The organism is Vibrio aestuarianus (assembly GCF_012395185.1).
GTDB classification, from domain to species: domain Bacteria; phylum Pseudomonadota; class Gammaproteobacteria; order Enterobacterales; family Vibrionaceae; genus Vibrio; species Vibrio aestuarianus.
The window spans coordinates 1-18,705 of the sequence record NZ_JAAZTU010000025.1; the positions used below are offsets into that span (position 1 = coordinate 1).

Annotated in this window: 17 protein-coding genes; 9 read left to right on the plus strand and 8 right to left on the minus strand. The window is 40.9% G+C overall.

Annotation, left to right across the window (positions count from 1 at the left end):
- The 7 genes from HGG78_RS12520 to HGG78_RS12550 form a co-directional block, all read left to right on the plus strand.
- Nucleotides 1-1,082, plus strand: a 1,082-nt coding sequence (locus tag HGG78_RS12520) for an acyl-homoserine-lactone synthase (RefSeq protein ID WP_172533073.1), incomplete at its 5' end; no start/stop codon positions are given.
- Nucleotides 1,082-3,664: an ATP-binding response regulator gene (locus HGG78_RS12525; protein ID WP_172533074.1), complete on the plus strand. Its 2,583-nt coding sequence runs from the start codon at nucleotides 1,082-1,084 to the stop codon at nucleotides 3,662-3,664. The genes HGG78_RS12520 and HGG78_RS12525, both read left to right, overlap by 1 nt.
- 418 nt (nucleotides 3,665-4,082) lie before the next feature.
- Nucleotides 4,083-4,337: a hypothetical protein gene (locus HGG78_RS12530; protein WP_053309311.1), complete on the plus strand. Its 255-nt coding sequence runs from the start codon at nucleotides 4,083-4,085 to the stop codon at nucleotides 4,335-4,337.
- Nucleotides 4,338-4,423: 86 nt separating this feature from the next.
- Nucleotides 4,424-4,987 (plus strand): septation protein A, encoded by a 564-nt coding sequence (locus HGG78_RS12535; protein WP_172533075.1) that lies wholly within the window; start codon nucleotides 4,424-4,426, stop codon nucleotides 4,985-4,987.
- A gap of 111 nt (nucleotides 4,988-5,098) precedes the next feature.
- Nucleotides 5,099-5,500, plus strand: a complete 402-nt coding sequence (gene yciA, locus HGG78_RS12540) for an acyl-CoA thioester hydrolase YciA (RefSeq protein ID WP_053309309.1) — start codon at nucleotides 5,099-5,101, stop codon at nucleotides 5,498-5,500.
- Nucleotides 5,501-5,589: 89 nt separating this feature from the next.
- Entirely contained in the window at nucleotides 5,590-5,886 is a 297-nt protein-coding gene (locus HGG78_RS12545) for a YciI family protein (protein WP_053309308.1), read from the plus strand.
- A gap of 1 nt (nucleotide 5,887) precedes the next feature.
- Nucleotides 5,888-6,277, plus strand: coding sequence for a GspS/AspS pilotin family protein (locus tag HGG78_RS12550; RefSeq protein WP_053309307.1), 390 nt, complete (start codon nucleotides 5,888-5,890; stop codon nucleotides 6,275-6,277).
- A 67-nt stretch (nucleotides 6,278-6,344) separates the two neighbouring features.
- On the opposite strand, the gene metE is transcribed toward HGG78_RS12550, so the two are convergent.
- Complete coding sequence (gene metE, locus HGG78_RS12555; protein ID WP_172533076.1) at nucleotides 6,345-8,633, minus strand: 5-methyltetrahydropteroyltriglutamate--homocysteine S-methyltransferase; 2,289 nt, start codon at nucleotides 8,631-8,633, stop codon at nucleotides 6,345-6,347.
- A 263-nt stretch (nucleotides 8,634-8,896) separates the two neighbouring features.
- On the opposite strand from metE, the gene metR reads away from it, so the two are divergent.
- Entirely contained in the window at nucleotides 8,897-9,808 is a 912-nt protein-coding gene (gene metR / locus HGG78_RS12560) for an HTH-type transcriptional regulator MetR (protein WP_172533110.1), read from the plus strand.
- A gap of 16 nt (nucleotides 9,809-9,824) precedes the next feature.
- On the opposite strand, the gene HGG78_RS12565 is transcribed toward metR, so the two are convergent.
- The 3 genes from HGG78_RS12565 to HGG78_RS12575 form a co-directional block, all read right to left on the minus strand.
- The gene (locus tag HGG78_RS12565; RefSeq protein WP_053309304.1) at nucleotides 9,825-10,025 is read right to left on the minus strand and encodes a DUF4250 domain-containing protein; all 201 of its coding nucleotides are present in this window, start codon (nucleotides 10,023-10,025) and stop codon (nucleotides 9,825-9,827) included.
- Between the two features lie 69 nt (nucleotides 10,026-10,094).
- The gene (locus tag HGG78_RS12570) at nucleotides 10,095-10,775 is read right to left on the minus strand and encodes a hypothetical protein (protein ID WP_053309303.1); all 681 of its coding nucleotides are present in this window, start codon (nucleotides 10,773-10,775) and stop codon (nucleotides 10,095-10,097) included.
- Between the two features lie 63 nt (nucleotides 10,776-10,838).
- A complete protein-coding gene (locus HGG78_RS12575) occupies nucleotides 10,839-13,199 on the minus strand; it encodes an EAL domain-containing protein (protein ID WP_172533077.1) in 2,361 nt (786 codons plus the stop codon).
- A 388-nt stretch (nucleotides 13,200-13,587) separates the two neighbouring features.
- On the opposite strand from HGG78_RS12575, the gene HGG78_RS12580 reads away from it, so the two are divergent.
- Nucleotides 13,588-15,849 carry a YgiQ family radical SAM protein gene (locus HGG78_RS12580; protein ID WP_172533078.1) on the plus strand — a complete coding sequence of 754 codons (2,262 nt, stop codon included), beginning with the start codon at nucleotides 13,588-13,590 and terminating at the stop codon, nucleotides 15,847-15,849.
- Nucleotides 15,850-15,890: 41 nt separating this feature from the next.
- Here HGG78_RS12580 and HGG78_RS12585 read toward each other — a convergent pair whose 3' ends face one another.
- The 4 genes from HGG78_RS12585 to HGG78_RS12600 are packed head-to-tail and all read right to left on the minus strand — an operon-like array spanning nucleotide 15,891 to nucleotide 18,694.
- Complete coding sequence (locus HGG78_RS12585; RefSeq protein ID WP_172533079.1) at nucleotides 15,891-16,415, minus strand: DUF3833 domain-containing protein; 525 nt, start codon at nucleotides 16,413-16,415, stop codon at nucleotides 15,891-15,893.
- Nucleotides 16,412-16,972, minus strand: a complete 561-nt coding sequence (locus HGG78_RS12590; RefSeq protein WP_254068211.1) for a chalcone isomerase family protein — start codon at nucleotides 16,970-16,972, stop codon at nucleotides 16,412-16,414. The genes HGG78_RS12585 and HGG78_RS12590 overlap by 4 nt, the downstream gene beginning before the upstream one ends.
- Nucleotides 16,905-17,450 carry a DUF2878 domain-containing protein gene (locus tag HGG78_RS12595; protein WP_254068212.1) on the minus strand — a complete coding sequence of 182 codons (546 nt, stop codon included), beginning with the start codon at nucleotides 17,448-17,450 and terminating at the stop codon, nucleotides 16,905-16,907. Before HGG78_RS12595 ends, HGG78_RS12590 begins: the two co-directional genes overlap by 68 nt.
- The gene (locus HGG78_RS12600) at nucleotides 17,447-18,694 is read right to left on the minus strand and encodes an SAM-dependent methyltransferase (RefSeq protein ID WP_172533080.1); all 1,248 of its coding nucleotides are present in this window, start codon (nucleotides 18,692-18,694) and stop codon (nucleotides 17,447-17,449) included. Before HGG78_RS12600 ends, HGG78_RS12595 begins: the two co-directional genes overlap by 4 nt.
- Between the last annotated feature and the right edge of the window lie 11 nt (nucleotides 18,695-18,705).

The window sequence follows — 18,705 nt, forward strand, 5'->3', positions numbered from 1 at the left end:
ACATATCACCCTCCATTTGCTATGAGTTATTAAATTGCAGACTCGCCATAACAAAAAAAATTGATCCAACTACTGAAAAGTTAAATATTGCAGGTTGCATAAAATCTCCCGCTTATAAACAATCTCTTACTCATGAAGTTCCTGATTGGCCTAAAGAATATCATTTATTAGAAAAAATAATTCATCGAGAGTTTCTGAACATAGCTCAGTTCTGGTGTGAATTTGAAATATATAAGATTAAATCTAAATATCCAGAGAATGAAGATAATAAGCATAAAAAATTACCATTATTGGAAGAAGCGTATCACTCTAAGATAGTTGAGAATATACAATTATCTCAAAAGCTATACTACACTCTGCATCATACACAGCCCATGTCATTGTCCGATGCTATATTATTAATGAATCTTTCAACTTTCATTGCAGATAAAGGTTGGTATGAAATGCTCGAAAGTTTGACGATATCGTCTACAGGAAGGCACTTTATACTACTAACAAAAACTAACGAGTCTATTTCCACGATTGTTGGTTCCGCTAGAATTCAATTATGGAATGAACGTCATGCTTGGCTTTCCTTTTCTCCTTTTTTCACCAATGAAGGTTGGCAGCCATGTATTCATGGTAGTATTATAAATAGCCCCCTTCTTACCAAAGTTTTCAAGACTAGTTGTATACCAAAATTAGATTCTATTCATTCATTCGAAAAATATTTCGATGAAAAAATTCTAAAAAAAAATCATATTTGTGAGGTTATTAGGCTTAGTGTAAGTGGAACCGTCCATGAATGTATATTTTATTTATTCCTTACACAAAAACACCTTATAAGAGAATTAGATGAAAGGGGGTTCTATATGGCTTACGTCATAATAGAACAGCCTTGGTTGATGAATTTTTATCAAGAATTAGAACTTAATGGCTATCTTAGTAGTAGTTATAAAAACTTAAATGACACCGGAAGAAATACATACAAAGGTTTTTGGATTATCCCCAATTTAAAAACTGAGCTTAACAATACATCGTTTAAAAATTACAAAAAAATTGTCATTAAAAATAAGAGAAAAAGTAACTACAGGAACTTGTAATGTTAGAGAACATAACGTATCCAAAAGGTTTTTTTTTAATATCTTCATCTCTCATTGCTCTAGCATGGCTGCTGTATTTCTGTATATCCCTGAGGAAAAACTTGTCACAAAATAAAATAGATAGTTGGAAAAATAACAAGTATGCAATGGCACATTTATTTTATATTATTTACGCATCAGGTTTGTTTGTATGGATTCTAATGAATTCGTATTTCCACACTAATTTTTTAATGATATATCCACCTGGAAATGCAATATACATAGCAACATTAGCAAACCTAGCTGCGTTTAGCTCCTTCAGCTCTGCATTTTTATTTTCATGTAGTCTGCGCTCGACCATTTCCTCAGTCCCCACTCCGGCTTGGAAGTATGTATTGCTAGCTGTTGTTTCATCACATGCTTACGTTGTCAATATCGTACCAGGGTTAGTAATCAAATCTATCGATATAGTTGCTCCAAGTGATTTCATAATCAAATTTGGCCCCTACACTAGCAGTTTTTTTGCTGGATTTATCTTAATAGTTTATATGACTTTTAGTAATCTATTACATTTAAGAAAAGCAACGAATAGGCTTGGTAAGACCAAAATGAATTATATGCTTTGTGGTATAGTCATTTTTATGATTTCCACAGCAGTTCTAAATATTGGCTTTACTTATTTACTTAACGATTTTTCACTCACTTGGCTCCCACCAGCGCTATCAGTCAGTGAAATATTTTTTTTTGGTTATGCTTTACTTACTGTTAGGTTTTATAGTTATCGATATATTCTATATGGATTAACACTAACATGCGGGCTTATTATAGCTTATACCGTGCCATTTATTTTCATAATTACCTTTGCGTCGAAAATTTCAATCGAAATGATCTGCATACTCGCAACAGTATGGTTCATTTTCTCTGTAGCAATTTGGAATAACATTCATAAATTAATGAAGATGGCTTCATCCAAACTGGTTTATGGGTCAACGGTTACACCTATTGATAAAATTTTAAATCTTGAAAAAGAATTCCAAAACTCCGTAGAAGAATCCATTAAAAAATTAGCAAAACTCCTCGACATTCCTAAAGAAAAACTACAACTAGTCACCAATGATTATAATAATGGTAGCTACTCTGAATACCTTTCTACTCATCGTTCGATATTAATCGCAGATGAAATAAGTGATGATTTGGTACTGACAGAAAAATTACATGAATTACAAAAGAGAATGGGCTCAAACAATACTGCTTTAATCTTGCCTCTTTTTGATCAAGATTATAAAGTTTCACATTTATTGGTATCTCAGTATAAAACTGATGGTTCGCTGTTCTCAAGTGAAGAAATAAAGGCTCTACAATTTCTCATTAGTAGAGTTCAAGGTTATATCAATGCTCATAGAAAAATAACCCAGTATCAATCACTTGCCCACTCCATTGCCCATGAAATGCGAACCCCATTAGCTATGGTTCAGCTTCAATTTGAAGATTTGAAAAATAAAATTGATGCTAATCAACCAGCCTCAGAATTGTTCGATTCAATAAATAAGGGGAAAACAGCCATACTAAACGGAAGGCAAATAATTGACATTATATTACATGAAGTACGAAATTCATCTACGAAACAAGAATCAACATCTTTTTATCGAATATCTTACGTTATTTCACAAGCTCTAAGCCGATACTGTTTTGAAAATGATGCTATTCGTCAACGAGTTGTTTTTCATAACAATCAGGATTTTTTAGTTAATTTGAATGATACAATGTTTAGCTTTGTTCTTTTCAATTTAATAAGAAATGCAACTTACTATTTTGACTCTCATCCTAATAGTAAAGTGGATATTATCATTGATACCGGCCAACAAGAAAATTGTGCCATATTTAGAGACACTGGGCCAGGTATAGATGCCAGTATAAGTCAAAAAATATTTGATGATTTTTTCACATACAATAAAAGTGGCGGTAGTGGGTTAGGATTAAGCTACTGTAGGCGTGTGATGGAAACCTTTAGTGGACGTATAGAATGTCATTCCATTCCAGGTGAGTTCACGGAATTTAAACTTTATTTTCCTACTGTAAATATTACTAATAAACAGTACCCTTTTTGCTTATCAACACTAACTACACAAGATTTAGATACTATCAAAGATCGTGTGGAAATATTCAATGTAGATGACATCACACCCATCAAGAAAACCATATTAGTTGTTGATGACCAGCCAGTTCAAAGAGCGTTAGTCAAAGTTTATTTAGAACAGCTTGGCATGAATGTTATCCAAGCTCATAATGGAGAATCTGCTATTAACCATTTTTCAAATAGTCACATAGATTTAATATTAATGGATATTCAAATGCCTAAAATGAATGGTTTTGATGCAAGTAGGCGAATTAAGCAACTAAAGCCATCCATACCCATTATTGCCCTTTCCGGAGAGTCTTCTGAATACGACTTAAGTTTAATCGATAAACTAATGGATGGGAGATTGGTGAAACCAACGACTAAAGCGGAGTTACAAGCCGCCGTTTATAGATACACAGCGAATCCCAAGCATGGAGCCTCCCTATGTCTAAACAACTTAGAATTGCAGGTAAACGGCAAGTAAGTGAATCCCCTTAAGCAGAGATAAACGATGTGATTGAGGTAAGCTACGCTGCCAACGTCGCTGCAACTTCAAATAGGAAGTATATACATAGCTTAAGTATGGTTGCTTGTATGTGATTATTTTGCATTGCAATTTGCAAAATCACATCATGTACGCCTAAAGTTAAGTTGTAGATTCATGTAATGGACGAGTACATCATTGGCATTAATATTGCAAAAAACAGATTTTCCCCTTCATGTGTTTATACCTAAATAACTTGAAGTTTCAGGTCGGCGGCAAGTAAGCTCATTCCAATGAACATAGATAAACGGTGTGATTGGGGTGAGCGGACATAGCCAATGCCAAGACCGCTGCAGTTTCAAAAATGCAAAGTATGTGATTTTTAACAAGAGTGAAGGATGGACTTGGAGTCTGAGTAATGGATATACATAGAAATGCTTATTACAGTTTAATTCACTATGGAATCAAAGAACTGATGATTGACCGTATTGGTCATTTTAATGAAGTCGAGTACCATCAATATCTTGGCTTGATTACAGGTAAAGATTCTTGTTTTTCAATGACAAATGAAGAACTTATAATTACGGTCGCTAACCTTAAAAGCGAAGGTTATTTAGAAGATATGAAACATGGCATCTCACAACTAGTGGAACCTAGCGGTTGGGAAAGGTAATTTGTGTCGAATTGCCTCTTCCTATTTAGCTATAGCGTACTTTTCGTTAGACTGTCATCAACATTCCAACCAAAGTGTTCATACTGATGAAACAACTTATTGATTTTATTCCACTGATTATCTTTTTTGCTCTATTTAAAATGTACGATATTTACGTAGCGACAGGTGCATTGATTGTCGCTAGTGCGGTACAAATTGCCCTGACTTATGCGCTCTATAAGAAAGTAGAAAAAATGCAACTCATCACCTTTTTGATGGTGGCTGTATTTGGTGGGATGACGATATTCCTACACGATGATAACTTCATTAAATGGAAAGTCACCATTGTCTACGTTGTCTTTGCCTTAGGTCTCACTATCACCCACATTATGGGCAAGTCCGCCATTAAAGGGATGCTTGGCAAAGAATTATCTTTACCTGACCATGTGTGGGCAAAAATTAATTGGGCTTGGGTACTGTTTTTCTGCGTCTGTGCTGTTTTAAATATCTATATCGCGTACCGATTGCCTTTAGAGGTCTGGGTAAACTTCAAGGTATTCGGTTTACTGGCCGCAACGTTTGCCTACACTCTACTCACTGGGGTGTTTATTTATAAACATTTACCTAAAGAAGATAAAGCGACAGAAACCAATCAATCTAAGGACAGCTAACTACTCATCCGAGGACTCTGAGGGTGTAAATCATGTCTTGTTTCGCTATAATCGACAGTCATTTCACAGCGACCATTTGGTCGCTGTTTCGTTTGTTGCGGATGTCTAAAAATGAATCAGGAAAATAACGCTCCTAGAGGTCAACTATTGCTGCGCACCCTTGCAATGCCAGCAGATACAAATGCTAATGGTGATATTTTTGGCGGATGGATCATGTCTCAGCTTGATTTGGCTGGCGCCATTCTAGCTAAAGAGATATCGAGTGGACGGGTGGTCACAGTTTCTGTATCCAGCATTACCTTTAAAAAACCAGTAAAAGTCGGTGATGTTGTCTGCTGCTACGGCGAATGCACGAAAATTGGACGAACGTCGATGTCAGTAAACCTTGAAGTGTGGGTGAAACCTATCAAGCAAGATAGTGTCGGCGATCGATTCCAAGTGTGTGAAGCCACTTTTAACTATGTCGCCATCGATGCAAATGGACGTCCACGAGCTATTAACCCGGGTAGCTGATCAAAAAATTGAGTTTGATTACTTTCAATCTCTATCGGTTTGAGTACATTAAGGCTTCGACTTAAAAATCAATCAATAAGGACATCAATATGTGGTACGTCATCTTCTCACAAGACGTGGAAAACTCTTTGGAAAAACGCATGAGTGTCCGACCGCAACATTTGGAGCGCTTACAAAAACTGCAAAATGAAGGCCGTTTGCTTACAGCTGGACCTATGCCTGCCATTGATTCTGATAATCCCGGAGAAGCAGGGTTTACTGGCTCAACCGTTATCGCTGATTTTACGTCTTTACAGCAAGCGCAAGCATGGGCTGACGCTGATCCCTATGTTGAGGCTGGTGTTTACCAACACGTTATCGTTAAGCCGTTTAAGAAAGTGTTTTAAAATGAAAAAATTCGCCTTTGTCGTCGCTATTATTGCGTTAATGGCTGGCTGTAGCTCAAATGCTGACCAACAAGAACACCTAGAATTGTTAGCAAGTAACCGAGCCAGTGCCATCAGTAGTGAATTACCTTTAGAATTCGGTCCTCTTTCGGTTATGAGAGCAAATTCAAAAGGCAGCACTGTAGAAATTATGATGATTTATAATGCTGATCACCAAGGTGCTAAACCTATTGATCAAGTATTGAAAACGAGTATTAGTGCCTACTGCTCTGACTCTTTAACAAAGTCAAACCTTGATATCGGTTTAACTTACCGTATTAAAATCCGTAATAATCGTGGTCAGTTGATGATCGACCAGTTAGTGACTAAAGAAAGCTGTACTGTCCAATAGAGATTATTTAACTGCACTCTTATTGTATAAGGCCTCATCTGAGGCCTTAATTAGATCAAAGAACCTATCAGTCGAAGGTTAGCTCTTTACGTAGTGCTTTGGCTGCCAGAACTAAATTGGTCAACGCTGCTTCAGTCTCAGGCCAGTTACGTGTCTTCAAACCACAATCTGGATTAACCCACAGACGCTCCGCTGGGATCTTCTCGGCCGCTTTTCGGACTAAACCTTCAATCCATTGCTGTGATGGGATATTCGGAGAGTGAATATCGTACACTCCTGGTCCTATTTCATTCGGGTAATTGAATTCTTCAAACGCTTTCAGCAGTTCCATATTAGAACGCGATGTCTCAATAGTAATCACATCGGCATCCAATGCTGCTACAGAGTCAATAATTTCATTAAATTCGCTGTAGCACATATGAGTGTGTATCTGTGTCTCTGGTTTCGCACTGGCGGCTGAGATTTTAAAGGCCTCCACCGCCCATTGTAAATACGCCTCATGGTCACGCTTTTTCAACGGCAAACCTTCTCGAATAGCAGGTTCATCAATTTGGATTATATTAATGCCTGCCTGTTGTAAATCTGCGACTTCATCACGCAACGCAAACGCCAACTGTTGAGTAATTTCCTTACGAGAAATATCTTCACGAGGGAATGTCCAGCACAAGATCGTTACTGGCCCTGTTAGCATGCCTTTCATCTGTTTAGACGTTAGCGACTGAGCATAAGTTGACCACTTAACGGTTATTGGCTTCTCTCGCTCTATATCTGTCACCACGATGGCTGGTTTAACACAACGAGAACCGTAACTTTGAACCCACCCAAACTGAGTGGTTTGAAAGCCCGCAAGATTTTCAGCAAAATATTCCACCATATCGTTACGTTCAGCTTCACCGTGCACCAATACGTCTAAATCTAATGCCTCTTGGCGTTTTACAGCATCGGCAATGTGGCCTTTTAATGCCGCTACATATTCGCTTTCAGAAAGTTGACCTTGCCGATAAGCACTACGTTGGGTGCGAATTTCCGCTGTTTGAGGAAAAGAACCTATCGTTGTTGTTGGCAAAAATGGCAAACCAAGAACTTCCGCTTGGTGATGCGCACGCTCTACATAAGGTGCGCTTCGCTCCGACAATGCAGAAGTAATACTATTTACGCGAGCTTGGACCTGAGGTTTATTCACATGAGTTGCACTCTGACGCGCTACAATCGGCAAACTATAGGTATCACAAGATAAAATAGCGGCTGGATCGCCATCTAATGCCTTGCCCAATAAAGCCACTTCCGTCACTTTTTGCTTAGCAAATGCGAACCAACTTTGAACCTCAGTTGATAAACTTTGCTCAAGATCTAAATCTATCGGGCTATGCAGTAGTGAGCATGAACTAGCAATCCATAATCGCTCACCCAACTGATTTTTCACCGGCTGTAAACGAGCTAATAACGCAGCAAGATTGGCTCGCCACACATTTCGCCCATTTACGACCCCCAACGAGAGTACCCAATCACTTGGCAACTTTTCGACTACAGCTTCAAGCTGTTCTGGAGCGGCGGAAAGGTCGATATGTAAGCCGTGAACCGGCAGCTCAACAATCTTATCAAGCGTATCAACCACCGAATCAAAATAGGTAGTTAATAACAATTTCACATCACCATTGATCACTTGGTAAGCCAGTTTTAGTGCATCTTGCCACTCTTTTTCTAACTCTAACGATAAAATCGGTTCGTCGATTTGCACCCATTCAACGCCTTGTTTAGCTAACTTGGCAAGAATGGTTTGGTATGCGGTTAACAAACGAGGTAATAAAGTGAGGCGATCAAACCCTTCTTCTATTTCTTTACCTAGATAAAGATAACTAAGTGGACCAAGCAGCACCGGTTTCACTTGATGCCCGGCCTTCAACGCTTGATTGGTTTCTTCAAATAACTGTGGCCAACTGACACTAAACGTATCATCTTGGCTAAATTCGGGCACAATGTAGTGGTAATTCGTATTAAACCACTTGGTCATATCTGAGGCTGCACTACCAGCACAGCCACAGCTTGCTTGCGATTGACCACGGCCAACGCGAAACAAAGTGTCTAAATCAGGAAAACCATTATTGTGGCGCTTAGGAACATGTCCGAGTAGCAATGTGGTGGTGAGCACATGATCATACCAAGCAAAATCCCCTACTGTTGTAAAACTAAGCCCAGCTTGCTGCTGTAGAGCCCAATTGTGCTGACGAATGGTGCTACCCACTTGTTTTAATTGATCTTGCGTGCTTTCTCCACGCCAATATTTTTCAAGCGCAAACTTGAGTTCACGTTTTTCACCAATACGCGGATAACCTAAAATGTGTGTGGTTGTCGTCATCTTCCTAGCCCTTATTCTGTTGGTAGTGTTGAACTTTTATCTTGATAATTAAGAAGTCCAGATGGCTAAACTATCCACTTGAATGGGCAAGCGAACAACATCCAATTATTCAACATGTTCATTAAATAAATTCATGTTGTTTTCGACAACGTTAGGTTACCTCAAAATAAATAGCCATCTAGATGTTTACAGCTCCCTACATACAGCGTAAGTTAGTGCAATTAAAGCCATCTATTTCAAGAGATAATGAGGAAATAGTCACGATGATCGAACTTAAGCATTTGCGAACGTTAGCTTCGCTAAGAGATTCGGGTTCATTGACCTCGACCGCAACGTCTCTCCACTTAACACAATCAGCGCTTTCACATCAAATTAAAGATTTAGAGGCAAGAATTGGCGGGCAGTTGTTTTTACGCAAAACTCGTCCTGTAAAATTCACCTCAGAGGGAGAAATTTTACTCAAGCTTGCCGATGAAATTTTACCCAGAATGGCAAGAGCTGAAAATGACTTAGCGAGTCTGAAAGAAGACGTAAATGGGCGTTTGCACATGGCAATTGAGTGTCACTCTTGCTTCCAGTGGTTAATGCCAGCATTAAAGGAATATCAATTGGCTTGGCCAAGTGTCACGTTAGACTTTTCATCCGGCTTCGGTTTTGAACCCTTACCCGCTTTGCTAGCAGGAGAACTTGATCTTGTCATAACTTCCGATATTTTGCCTCGCTCCGAAGTCCACTACGAGCCTCTATTCGACTTTGAAATGCGTCTTATCACCTCAACCGCTCACCCTCTTGCAGAAAAAACGATCATCGAACCTAACGATTTAGCCTCGCAAACCATGTTGACTTATCCGGTCCAAAAAAACCGCTTGGATGTCGTAAAACACTTTCTGCAACCCGCAGGCATTGAGCCGGCAAAATGGAAACAAGCTGATAACACATTGATGTTGGTACAAATGGTATCTGCAGGTTTAGGGGTAGCCGCACTGCCTAATTGGGCAATCAGTGAATTTTCTAGGCAAGGACTGATCACCAGTAAGCCATTAGGTAACGGTTTATGGAGGCGGTTATTTGCAGCCACCCGTCATAGCGAAAAGGATAAACATTATCTGCAAGCTTTTTTCGTCACCGCTCGACAACAATGCAAAAGCCACCTTGATGGCATCAAGATGGCTTGATAGTTAAACAAAAATATTAACGGGGATAGGATTTGAATTGGTTAGTCAGTGGATCGTATTGGTAACCTAAGACATCTAGTTTACCAATAACACCTTCCACATCCATTTCGTACATACTGGCAAGTTCTTCAAAGCTGTCGCACTCTAAGCGCAGTTTTTCATTCACAATGCCCAGTAAAATAACACTATCAAAGCGGCTGACGTTACTTAGGTCCATCACAAGCTCCTTTACCAACGAGGTAATGAAAGCCTAGTCGCAAAATCATCTGCAAAAAGTGACCAATATCTAGAGAATAAATAAACCTTGGAAACTTGTGCTTGCCGCTAACATAAACAGTAGGGCAATACCTAGCTGGATTTTTTCTGCACTTTTTGAAAATAAAATATGCCAACACCAGGCGATAATTCCTGCGATCATCAAACCAAAACTGGTTAGCAAAGCCAATGTCGCTTGTGTTAACGCTTGATCATCTAAGCCATAAGCTTTCGGTACAACACAAAGTGCAACCCCCATCGCACATAAAATGCCGATGATAGGAAGTAGTCGGTGAAATGCTTGCAGACGCGTACGTGCAATCGTCAACAGTAGATGAGAAAAACATGACCCAAGTAAACCCACTAATATCACATTGGCAACGGATGCTGGCCAATTCGCCTGCTCAGACACCAGAATGGCAACATAAGCTAATGACAACCCGTTAGCTAGGTAAAGTACCCATAATGGGCCTTCATCACGTGTTTTCTTGGTTTGTACTTGAGAGTAAAAATAGAAAATGGCAAATACGACCATGAACGCTTCAATTTTAAGAGAAGCCACCGCGAGCCACAAAACGCCAATCGCTGGCAATAAGCGGTGAATACGCCCACGTTGCCCCGGACAAATCTCCCCTCTAACTAATACGAGAGTCAAGATAATTTGTGCACCCAGTAACATCGGAGCAAAAACAGAAAGTAACGATTGAATCATGCTATATGGCCATTAAAATGTGTCTGGGCGCGATGATAGCAAATTTATTCAGCTGACTAGAAGTCAGTTCGTACTCAGATGCATCAAAACATCATCTGCCGTTATTATTCCTACATATCTTCCCTCTCGTACAAGCACCCAAGGAAAAGGGATTTTTTTCTTAATTAGGTGAGTCACCGTTGATAGTTCCGTCATAACATCTAATTGAGTGAAGGTTGTGCTCATTAGCTGATTGACAGGGCGCTTCCAAATAACACTTTCTTTTGCATTTTCAAGTTCCGTGCCCATTGATGGACTCAAGTGTAAATTCAATGCGGATTTATGCACTAAGCCGACACACTGCCCATTATTGATAACAGGCAATGAGTTGAGCTCCGTTGCTTGAACGTACTGATTAGCTAAGAAAATGGAATCACCAGGGTCTAGCCTAGGCACGTTTGAGCGAACCAAGAGCAATAATGTATTGGCCCTATCGCTTTCATCTTCAGTTGTATTAACCACATTCAAATGTGCTTTGTAACGATTCGCATGAGCAATATTTTCTAATGGTAACGGTTTAGAAAATAAATACCCTTGCAAGTAGTCAACACCGAGCATTCTTAACACTTTCATTTCTTGTTCGGTTTCCACCCCCTCGGCAACCACCTTAACACCTAGAGTATGAGAAAGGTCTGTAACCATTTTGACAATACTGTACTTACGAGTACCAACTGCAATATCCGTCACAAATTCCTTATCAATTTTTAATAAATCGAATTGACGATCACTTAAATAAGTGAAGGAAGAGTAACCCGTACCAAAGTCATCAATCGCAACAGATACACCTAACTTACGCAATTCATTCATTGCGTCATAAGATTTCCCGCCCGTTTCCTGGCTCGAAAAATAGGCACTTTCCGTCAATTCAATCGTGATGTGTTTGGGGTTACAACCACTACTTTTAATAATAGCTGCGGTGTTGTTTAGTATTACATCTGAGCTTAGCGATGTATTCAAAGATCGATTGATGGTAATTCCTGTCTCTGAACCAAATATTTTTTGTAAAGTAGCCAAACTTCGCAGAGAGATAAAAGCCACTTGTTTATCAAGCTGAGGAATGATGTTCAGCTCTTCAGCAATGGTGATCATTTCTTGAGTGTCGACCAGTTCACCAGCTTCATTAGTGAAACGGCACAACGCTTCAAATTTAGCTATCTTGAGTGTTTTGGTATCGACAATCGCTTGGAAATAAACGGCAATATCGCCCGTCGCTATTTTTTTGGTCACTAAATCCTCCAACGCTTTTCGTCGTTGAAGCTGTTCATGAATACTACTTTGATAGAAATTAACCGATTTACCCTGACCACCATGCATCTCTAACATTGCTTGTATCGCATGTGAAACCATATTTCTTGGGTTATTTGCATCTTGCCCAAAAACAGAGACCCCAATTCGACACCTTGAAATCATCTTAAATATCTGCGGTGACATCTCATGTTTAATTTCATAGATGAACGCTTTAATTTCTGACGAAATCAGAGCACTTTGATTACTATTTCCTTCACAGGTTGTTGCTAAACAGACACCAAAAATATCAGCGCCTAAGTAGCCTGAAATACGTGCGGTCGCACTTCTGATCAGCATATCTGAAAATAATTTGCGATCAGAATAGGCGGAATCCCCCTCAAAAGTAGGGTTTAAGGCCATCAAAATAATTAAACGATTATGATTACCCACTTCGCAGATTTGATCGAGTAGAGAGATTAGCTTGCTCTTAGTAGGTAACTGGGTGTGGACATCGACCTCATCAATTTTGACTTGCGCCGTTACTTCTCTTTTTTGTGAAACATCCAACGTTAAACCGAGATAATAGCTATCCCCATTTTCTAGCTGTATTTTCTGAACCGTGAGTTCTCGCGGTGATGCGTGACCTTTTGCATGGCGGTTTAAAACCACACCATTCCAATAACCTTTGGTTTCAATATCACTCCACATTTGTTTAAAAAAACTTGGCGAGTGTTTTCCAGCATTAAAAATATTGGTTTTACAACCGAGCAACTCTTGCTGCAAATAACCAGTTTGTTTTTCAAATAAAGTGTTACAAGCCAAAATACGTGTTTGGCTGTCAGAGATCACAATACCATGGTGTTGGTTATTGATAATACTTTGGAATAACCCCGCCACGCTGACTCGCGTTTTCTCACATAACAAGACGGTCATCAGTCCACTTAGTACACCCCGCTGCTCAAGGGATACAGAAAAACTGACAAAGCAAAATGCATAAGACTGGGTGACTAGGCAACAAGAGAACTGCTCACTTTTCCCTGTTTTCAATACGTTAGTAAAGAGTTCTTTGGCATGGGCAGCGATATCTTGCGTCATATAGCTCAAAATATCGTTGACCTTTTGTGGTGCTGAATCATCAGGGAAAAGAGTGGTAAACATGTGTTTATCACAATCAAAATCTGAGGTGTTAATGTTGAAAGACCACCACATTTGTCTATTCTGTAAACTACCTTCTATCACGGTCTATATCCTTTCTGCATTTGCTATTTTCCATAATAAACTCTGCCACTTAATGACAAGTATATACCCAAACAACTTGAAGTTGCAGGTAGGCGGCAAGTGAGTTCATCCCCATGAGCATAGATAAACTATGTGATTGGGGTGAGCGAATGTAGCAAACACCGCTGCAGCTTCAAGTAGGAAGGGTATAGAACGTTATTATTCATATAATCTCATATTTTAGGCTTTTCGAATGTGAAGTAGGTAGAACTGGCTACTCTTGATCTTAATCGCTATAATGCCCGGCTCATAAATCAGAGGTCAAAATATGCACAGCAACATCACTCCTATTCATCAATATAAAAAATACTGGGCCGAGTGTTTTGGAATTGCACCATTCTTGCCAACCAGTAGAAAAGAGATGGATGCCCTAGGATGGGACAGCTGTGACATTGTAATCGTCACTGGTGACGCATACGTTGATCATCCAAGTTTTGGTATGGCGATCATTGGTCGTCTTTTGGAAGCGCAGGGCTTCCGTGTCGGTATCATTGCACAACCACAATGGCACAACAAAGACGCTTTTATGGCTCTGGGGAAACCAAATCTATTTTTTGGTATCACCGCCGGCAACATGGACTCGATGATCAACCGTTATACCTCTGACAAAAAATTACGTCATGACGATGCTTACACACCCAATAATGAAGGTGGTAAACGTCCAGACCGAGCAACGCTTGTTTATTCGCAGCGCTGCCGCGAAGCTTACAAAGAAGTCCCTATTGTACTCGGTGGTATTGAAGCAAGCTTACGACGCGTTGCGCATTATGATTACTGGTCAGATAAAGTACGCCGTTCGGTCTTATTTGACGCCAAAGCTGATATTTTGCTGTTTGGTAATGCAGAACGTGCGTTAGTTGAAGTTGCGCACCGCCTTGCCGATGGCGAGAATATCACTAGCATGACTAATATTCGTGGTACAGCGGTTAACCTTGCGTCCGCACCAGAAAATTACACCATTATTGATTCATCGCGTATTGAAAAACCGGGCAAAGCATTTGTACCAGTCAACCCATACGCGGTGGAAACACAATGCGAAACTAATCAAGAAAAAGAAACCGAAGCAAAACCAATCACCATTCGTCCTTCTCGTCATGATGCTGCCACGACAGCGGTACGCATACCGGCATTTGAAAAACTCAATAATGACCGCATTCTTTATGCCCACGCCAGCCGTGTGCTGCATTTAGAAACCAATCCATATTCAGGTCGCGCATTGATTCAGCGCCATGGCGACCGTGAACTATGGGTTAACCAAGCGCCTATTCCACTCACAACTGATGAAATGGATTATGTCTTTGGTTTAACCTATGCCCGCGTACCTCACCCTATGTACGGAAAGGCGAAAATTCCGGCGTACGATATGATCAAAACCTCGGTCAATATCATGCGTGGCTGTTTTGGCGGCTGTTCATTCTGTTCTATTACCGAACATGAAGGGCGTATTATCCAAAACCGTTCTAAAGAATCAATTTTGAATGAAATGGAAGAGATACGTGATAAAGTGCCCGGCTTTACTGGAACAATTTCGGATTTAGGTGGACCGACTGCAAACATGTACCGTTTAGGTTGTAGTGATCCCAAAGCTGAGATGAACTGTCGCCGACCGTCTTGTGTCTTCCCGGGGATCTGTAACAAGCTTAATACCGACCACAAACACACTATCGATTTATATCGCGAAGCACGTAAAGTAAAAGGCATCAAAAAAGTGATGATTGCTTCTGGTGTGCGCTATGACTTGGCCATTGAATCACCAGAATATGTTCGTGAGCTAGTAACGCACCACGTGGGTGGCTATCTAAAAATCGCTCCAGAACACACCGAAAAGAACCCGCTTGATCTGATGATGAAGCCGGGTATGGGCACTTATGATCGCTTTAAAGAGATGTTTGAAAAATACAGCGCTGAAGCAGGTAAGAAACAGTATTTGATCCCTTACTTTATCTCCGCTCATCCGGGCACTGAAGATGAAGATATGCTGAACTTGGCGTTATGGCTCAAGTCTAATAACTTCGAATGTGACCAAGTTCAGAACTTCTACCCATCACCTATGTGTAACGCGACGGCGATGTATTATTCAGAAACTAACCCGCTGAAACGTGTGAAGTATAAAAAACGTGAAGAGGTGCCAGTGGCGAAAGGTGAACGTCAGCGCCGCTTGCATAAAGCATTATTACGCTACCATGACCCACTAAACTGGCCAATCATTCGTGAAGCGTTGATTAACATGGGTAAAAAACACTTGATTGGTGACAGACCTAACTGCCTTGTACCAGCTGAAGACCTTGATGCGCGTACACCTGCGCAACGCCGTAAATCAGGTCGTCACGGTGCAAACCGTTTTGCCACTAAACACACTAAAACTCAACCTGGTTTTGATGCGCTAAATCCACGTAAGGAAAGTGCTACGTCATCAAGCAAACCGCGCTCTGCTAGCGTGGCAAACAACAAGAACAGTGCCGGCAAGCGAGGCGGAAATAACCAGATGTCACGCCCAGGTTCTAAGAGCAATCCGCAACGAGCTAGGTAATATTTTCAGGCTAAGCTAACCATAAGGCTCCGAGTGGAGCCTTATTGCTTTTCAAAAAACAGGGTTAACGTGCCCACTTCGATGCCAAACTTTTTAATCTTGGTTAAATTAAACACGCGCTTTTCATCCTGGCGGTATAGCCAATCATCAAAGCTCACTGTCACCGTTGAATCACCATATGGCAGCGCGAAATCATATTGCCATTGCAATGCGTTACCTTGCTCGCTGCCTTTGGCTTGACCGATAATATCATCTGCGTTGCCAACGTATTGATTCGTATCGGTACGCTTAATCGTCCAGATGCGCTGACTATTTTCACCATCATCAAACACGAAATCCTCTATCAAGGTTAAGGTATCGCCCTCAACTTGCCCTTGAATTTTGACCTCAAAACGTCGAGTTTGCTGACCGGTGTAATCCTGCACCATTCCCCAAGCTAAAGTGGTCCCCGAGAAATACTCAAATAGATTAAATGTTGGTGTCTGATTGCGGTAATCGTCTAAATCTGCCGAACAGCCAGCTAGCAAAAGGAGTATTACACACAAAGTGCTCTTTAGTTGTTTCATCGATTCATTCCTATCAGCTGACTTCGAAGCTTCGGATATTCACTGTTCGGAGATAACCAAATGGATAAAAATGCGTCATTGAGTGCTTCATCATCAATTTCACCAATCCTTTGCTCTGCGCCTGTAACGGGTATGAAAACAAATTGTCCTAACCGCCCATCCGAGATATAGACCAGACGTTGACCATCCGAAACATCGGGAAAAATGGTTTGTAGCTGCGTTATCCAGCCTTGTACCTGGCTGTCTGAGTACCCTAGTTTTGTCCATTGCTCGGCTGTGGCTTTAAGCAGTTGTGGTTGGCTAATAGCTCTTTGATAACGGATTTCGAGGGCAATAGGGTGTGGAGATACATCGTCAGACTGCTGATAGACACCGAGCGGAGAACGCAATTGTGAAGAATAAATGTCTAGCCACAGCCAAGAAAGAGTGGCTTGGCCAACAACTGGCCACGAATTCCAACTTGCTGTGGATGCTTGAGAAGTCGCAGCACTAGCGCTTGTGATTGTGCATTGCAGAGTGATGGCGAGTAGATAACTCTTTGTTTTTAAGTTGAACATTTCTGAATATCCTTAGCATCAATGCGCAAATCATTGTCCATTCGAGCCACAGAATCAGCAAAACTGCTAATGTCGGCAATCCAAATTGAGCAGAGCCAAGTCTTTGTGCTGCCCAGTAACAGAGGCAACCGGAAATGCCTCCAATCATTGATACGAGTGCAGAAGGGAAACGGTTCACATATTGAACGATATAATAGGCGTACCAAGAAAACGCGAACCATAGCGCCATTAGCCATATTGGAAACTGAGAAGTTGGGAATACGATAACGTCGAACTCCATATTCAACAAATCAATCGCTATACCGATAAAGGCCAAGATGATCACTCTTTCTAAGGCGATAGGCTGCTTGATGACGGTATAGATAAAAGTGGCCAGTACCAGACAAACCGTGACCCACTGCCATGCGTATGTTCCTAGCACAGCGACCAGCCAAAGGATTTGAAACCAAACCGATACTAACCACAATTTTTTCATCATAGCGGCCTTTGCAGTGTCATGTGCACCGTACTAATGCTTTTCGCCAGAAAGCCACCTTCGCAGTAACAAAAATAGTAGCGCCACATGCGAATAAATTTTTCATCGTAACCCAATTGTCGAACTTGTTGCTCTGCGGCGTCAAACCGCTTACGCCACTCCTCTAAGGTTCTTGCATAATCTAAACCAATGTCGAATAGATCACGCATCACCAAGTCACTGTGTTTGGTCGCCGCTTGTGCAAGCACGGTTACCGATGGCAAGAACCCTCCCGGGAAGATGTATTTTTGGATAAAGTCGACGTTGTTACTGTAATAGTCGTAACGTTGATCAGTGATGGTGATCGCTTGAATTGCCATTAAACCTTGCGGTTTGAGTAGCGACTGACATTTTTTAATATAAGAAGGCAAATACTCTTTACCGACCGCTTCAATCATTTCGATAGAGACCAGCTTATCGTATTGACCTTCTAGCAGGCGGTAGTCTTGTTTGAGTAACGTAATTTGATTCTCTAAACCACTCAAAGCAACCTGCTGCGCGGCATATTGGTGCTGTTCATCAGAAATTGTGGTTGTTGTCACACGGCAACCGTAGGTCTTGGCCATGTAAATAGCCATAGCCCCCCAGCCGGTACCAATTTCAATCACATGATCACGGCTAGTCAGTTGCAATTGTTGGCAAAGTCGTTCCATCTTATTGATCTGCGCTTGCTCTAAGCTGTCATCCTTTGATAAAAATAACGCGCTGGAATAAAGCATTTTTTCATCAAGAAAGGTGTGATAAAGCGCATTTCCCAAATCGTAGTGGGCGTGGATGTTTTCCCGCGCTTTATCAATCGAGTTGCGGTTAAACCAATGGGTTATTTTATAGAGCAACTTTGTGAAGATACTGCTTTTCGCTTCAATGCCATCCAATGCGGAAAGGTTTCTCGCCATTAATTCCATCAGTGTGGTCAAGTTTGGACTCTCCCACCAACCATCCATATACGCTTCACCAGCAGCAATACTGCCTCCCTTTAACAGGCGAGCATAAAAGTGAGGATCTCGAACTTCAATGCTAGCATTCGGTTCACCCTCTCTTGGCGTACCGAATGTTTCTCTTGCTGTCACTGAACCATCAGTAAACGATTCAATGATAGTCAGTGTTCCAACTTCTAAACGCTGCAGACATTTTAAAGTGATACTGCGTGCACTCTTTTGCAAACTCGTCAGTTGCTTGGGCAACTCTAAAGATCCTGAATTCTGCATTGAGCGTTCTC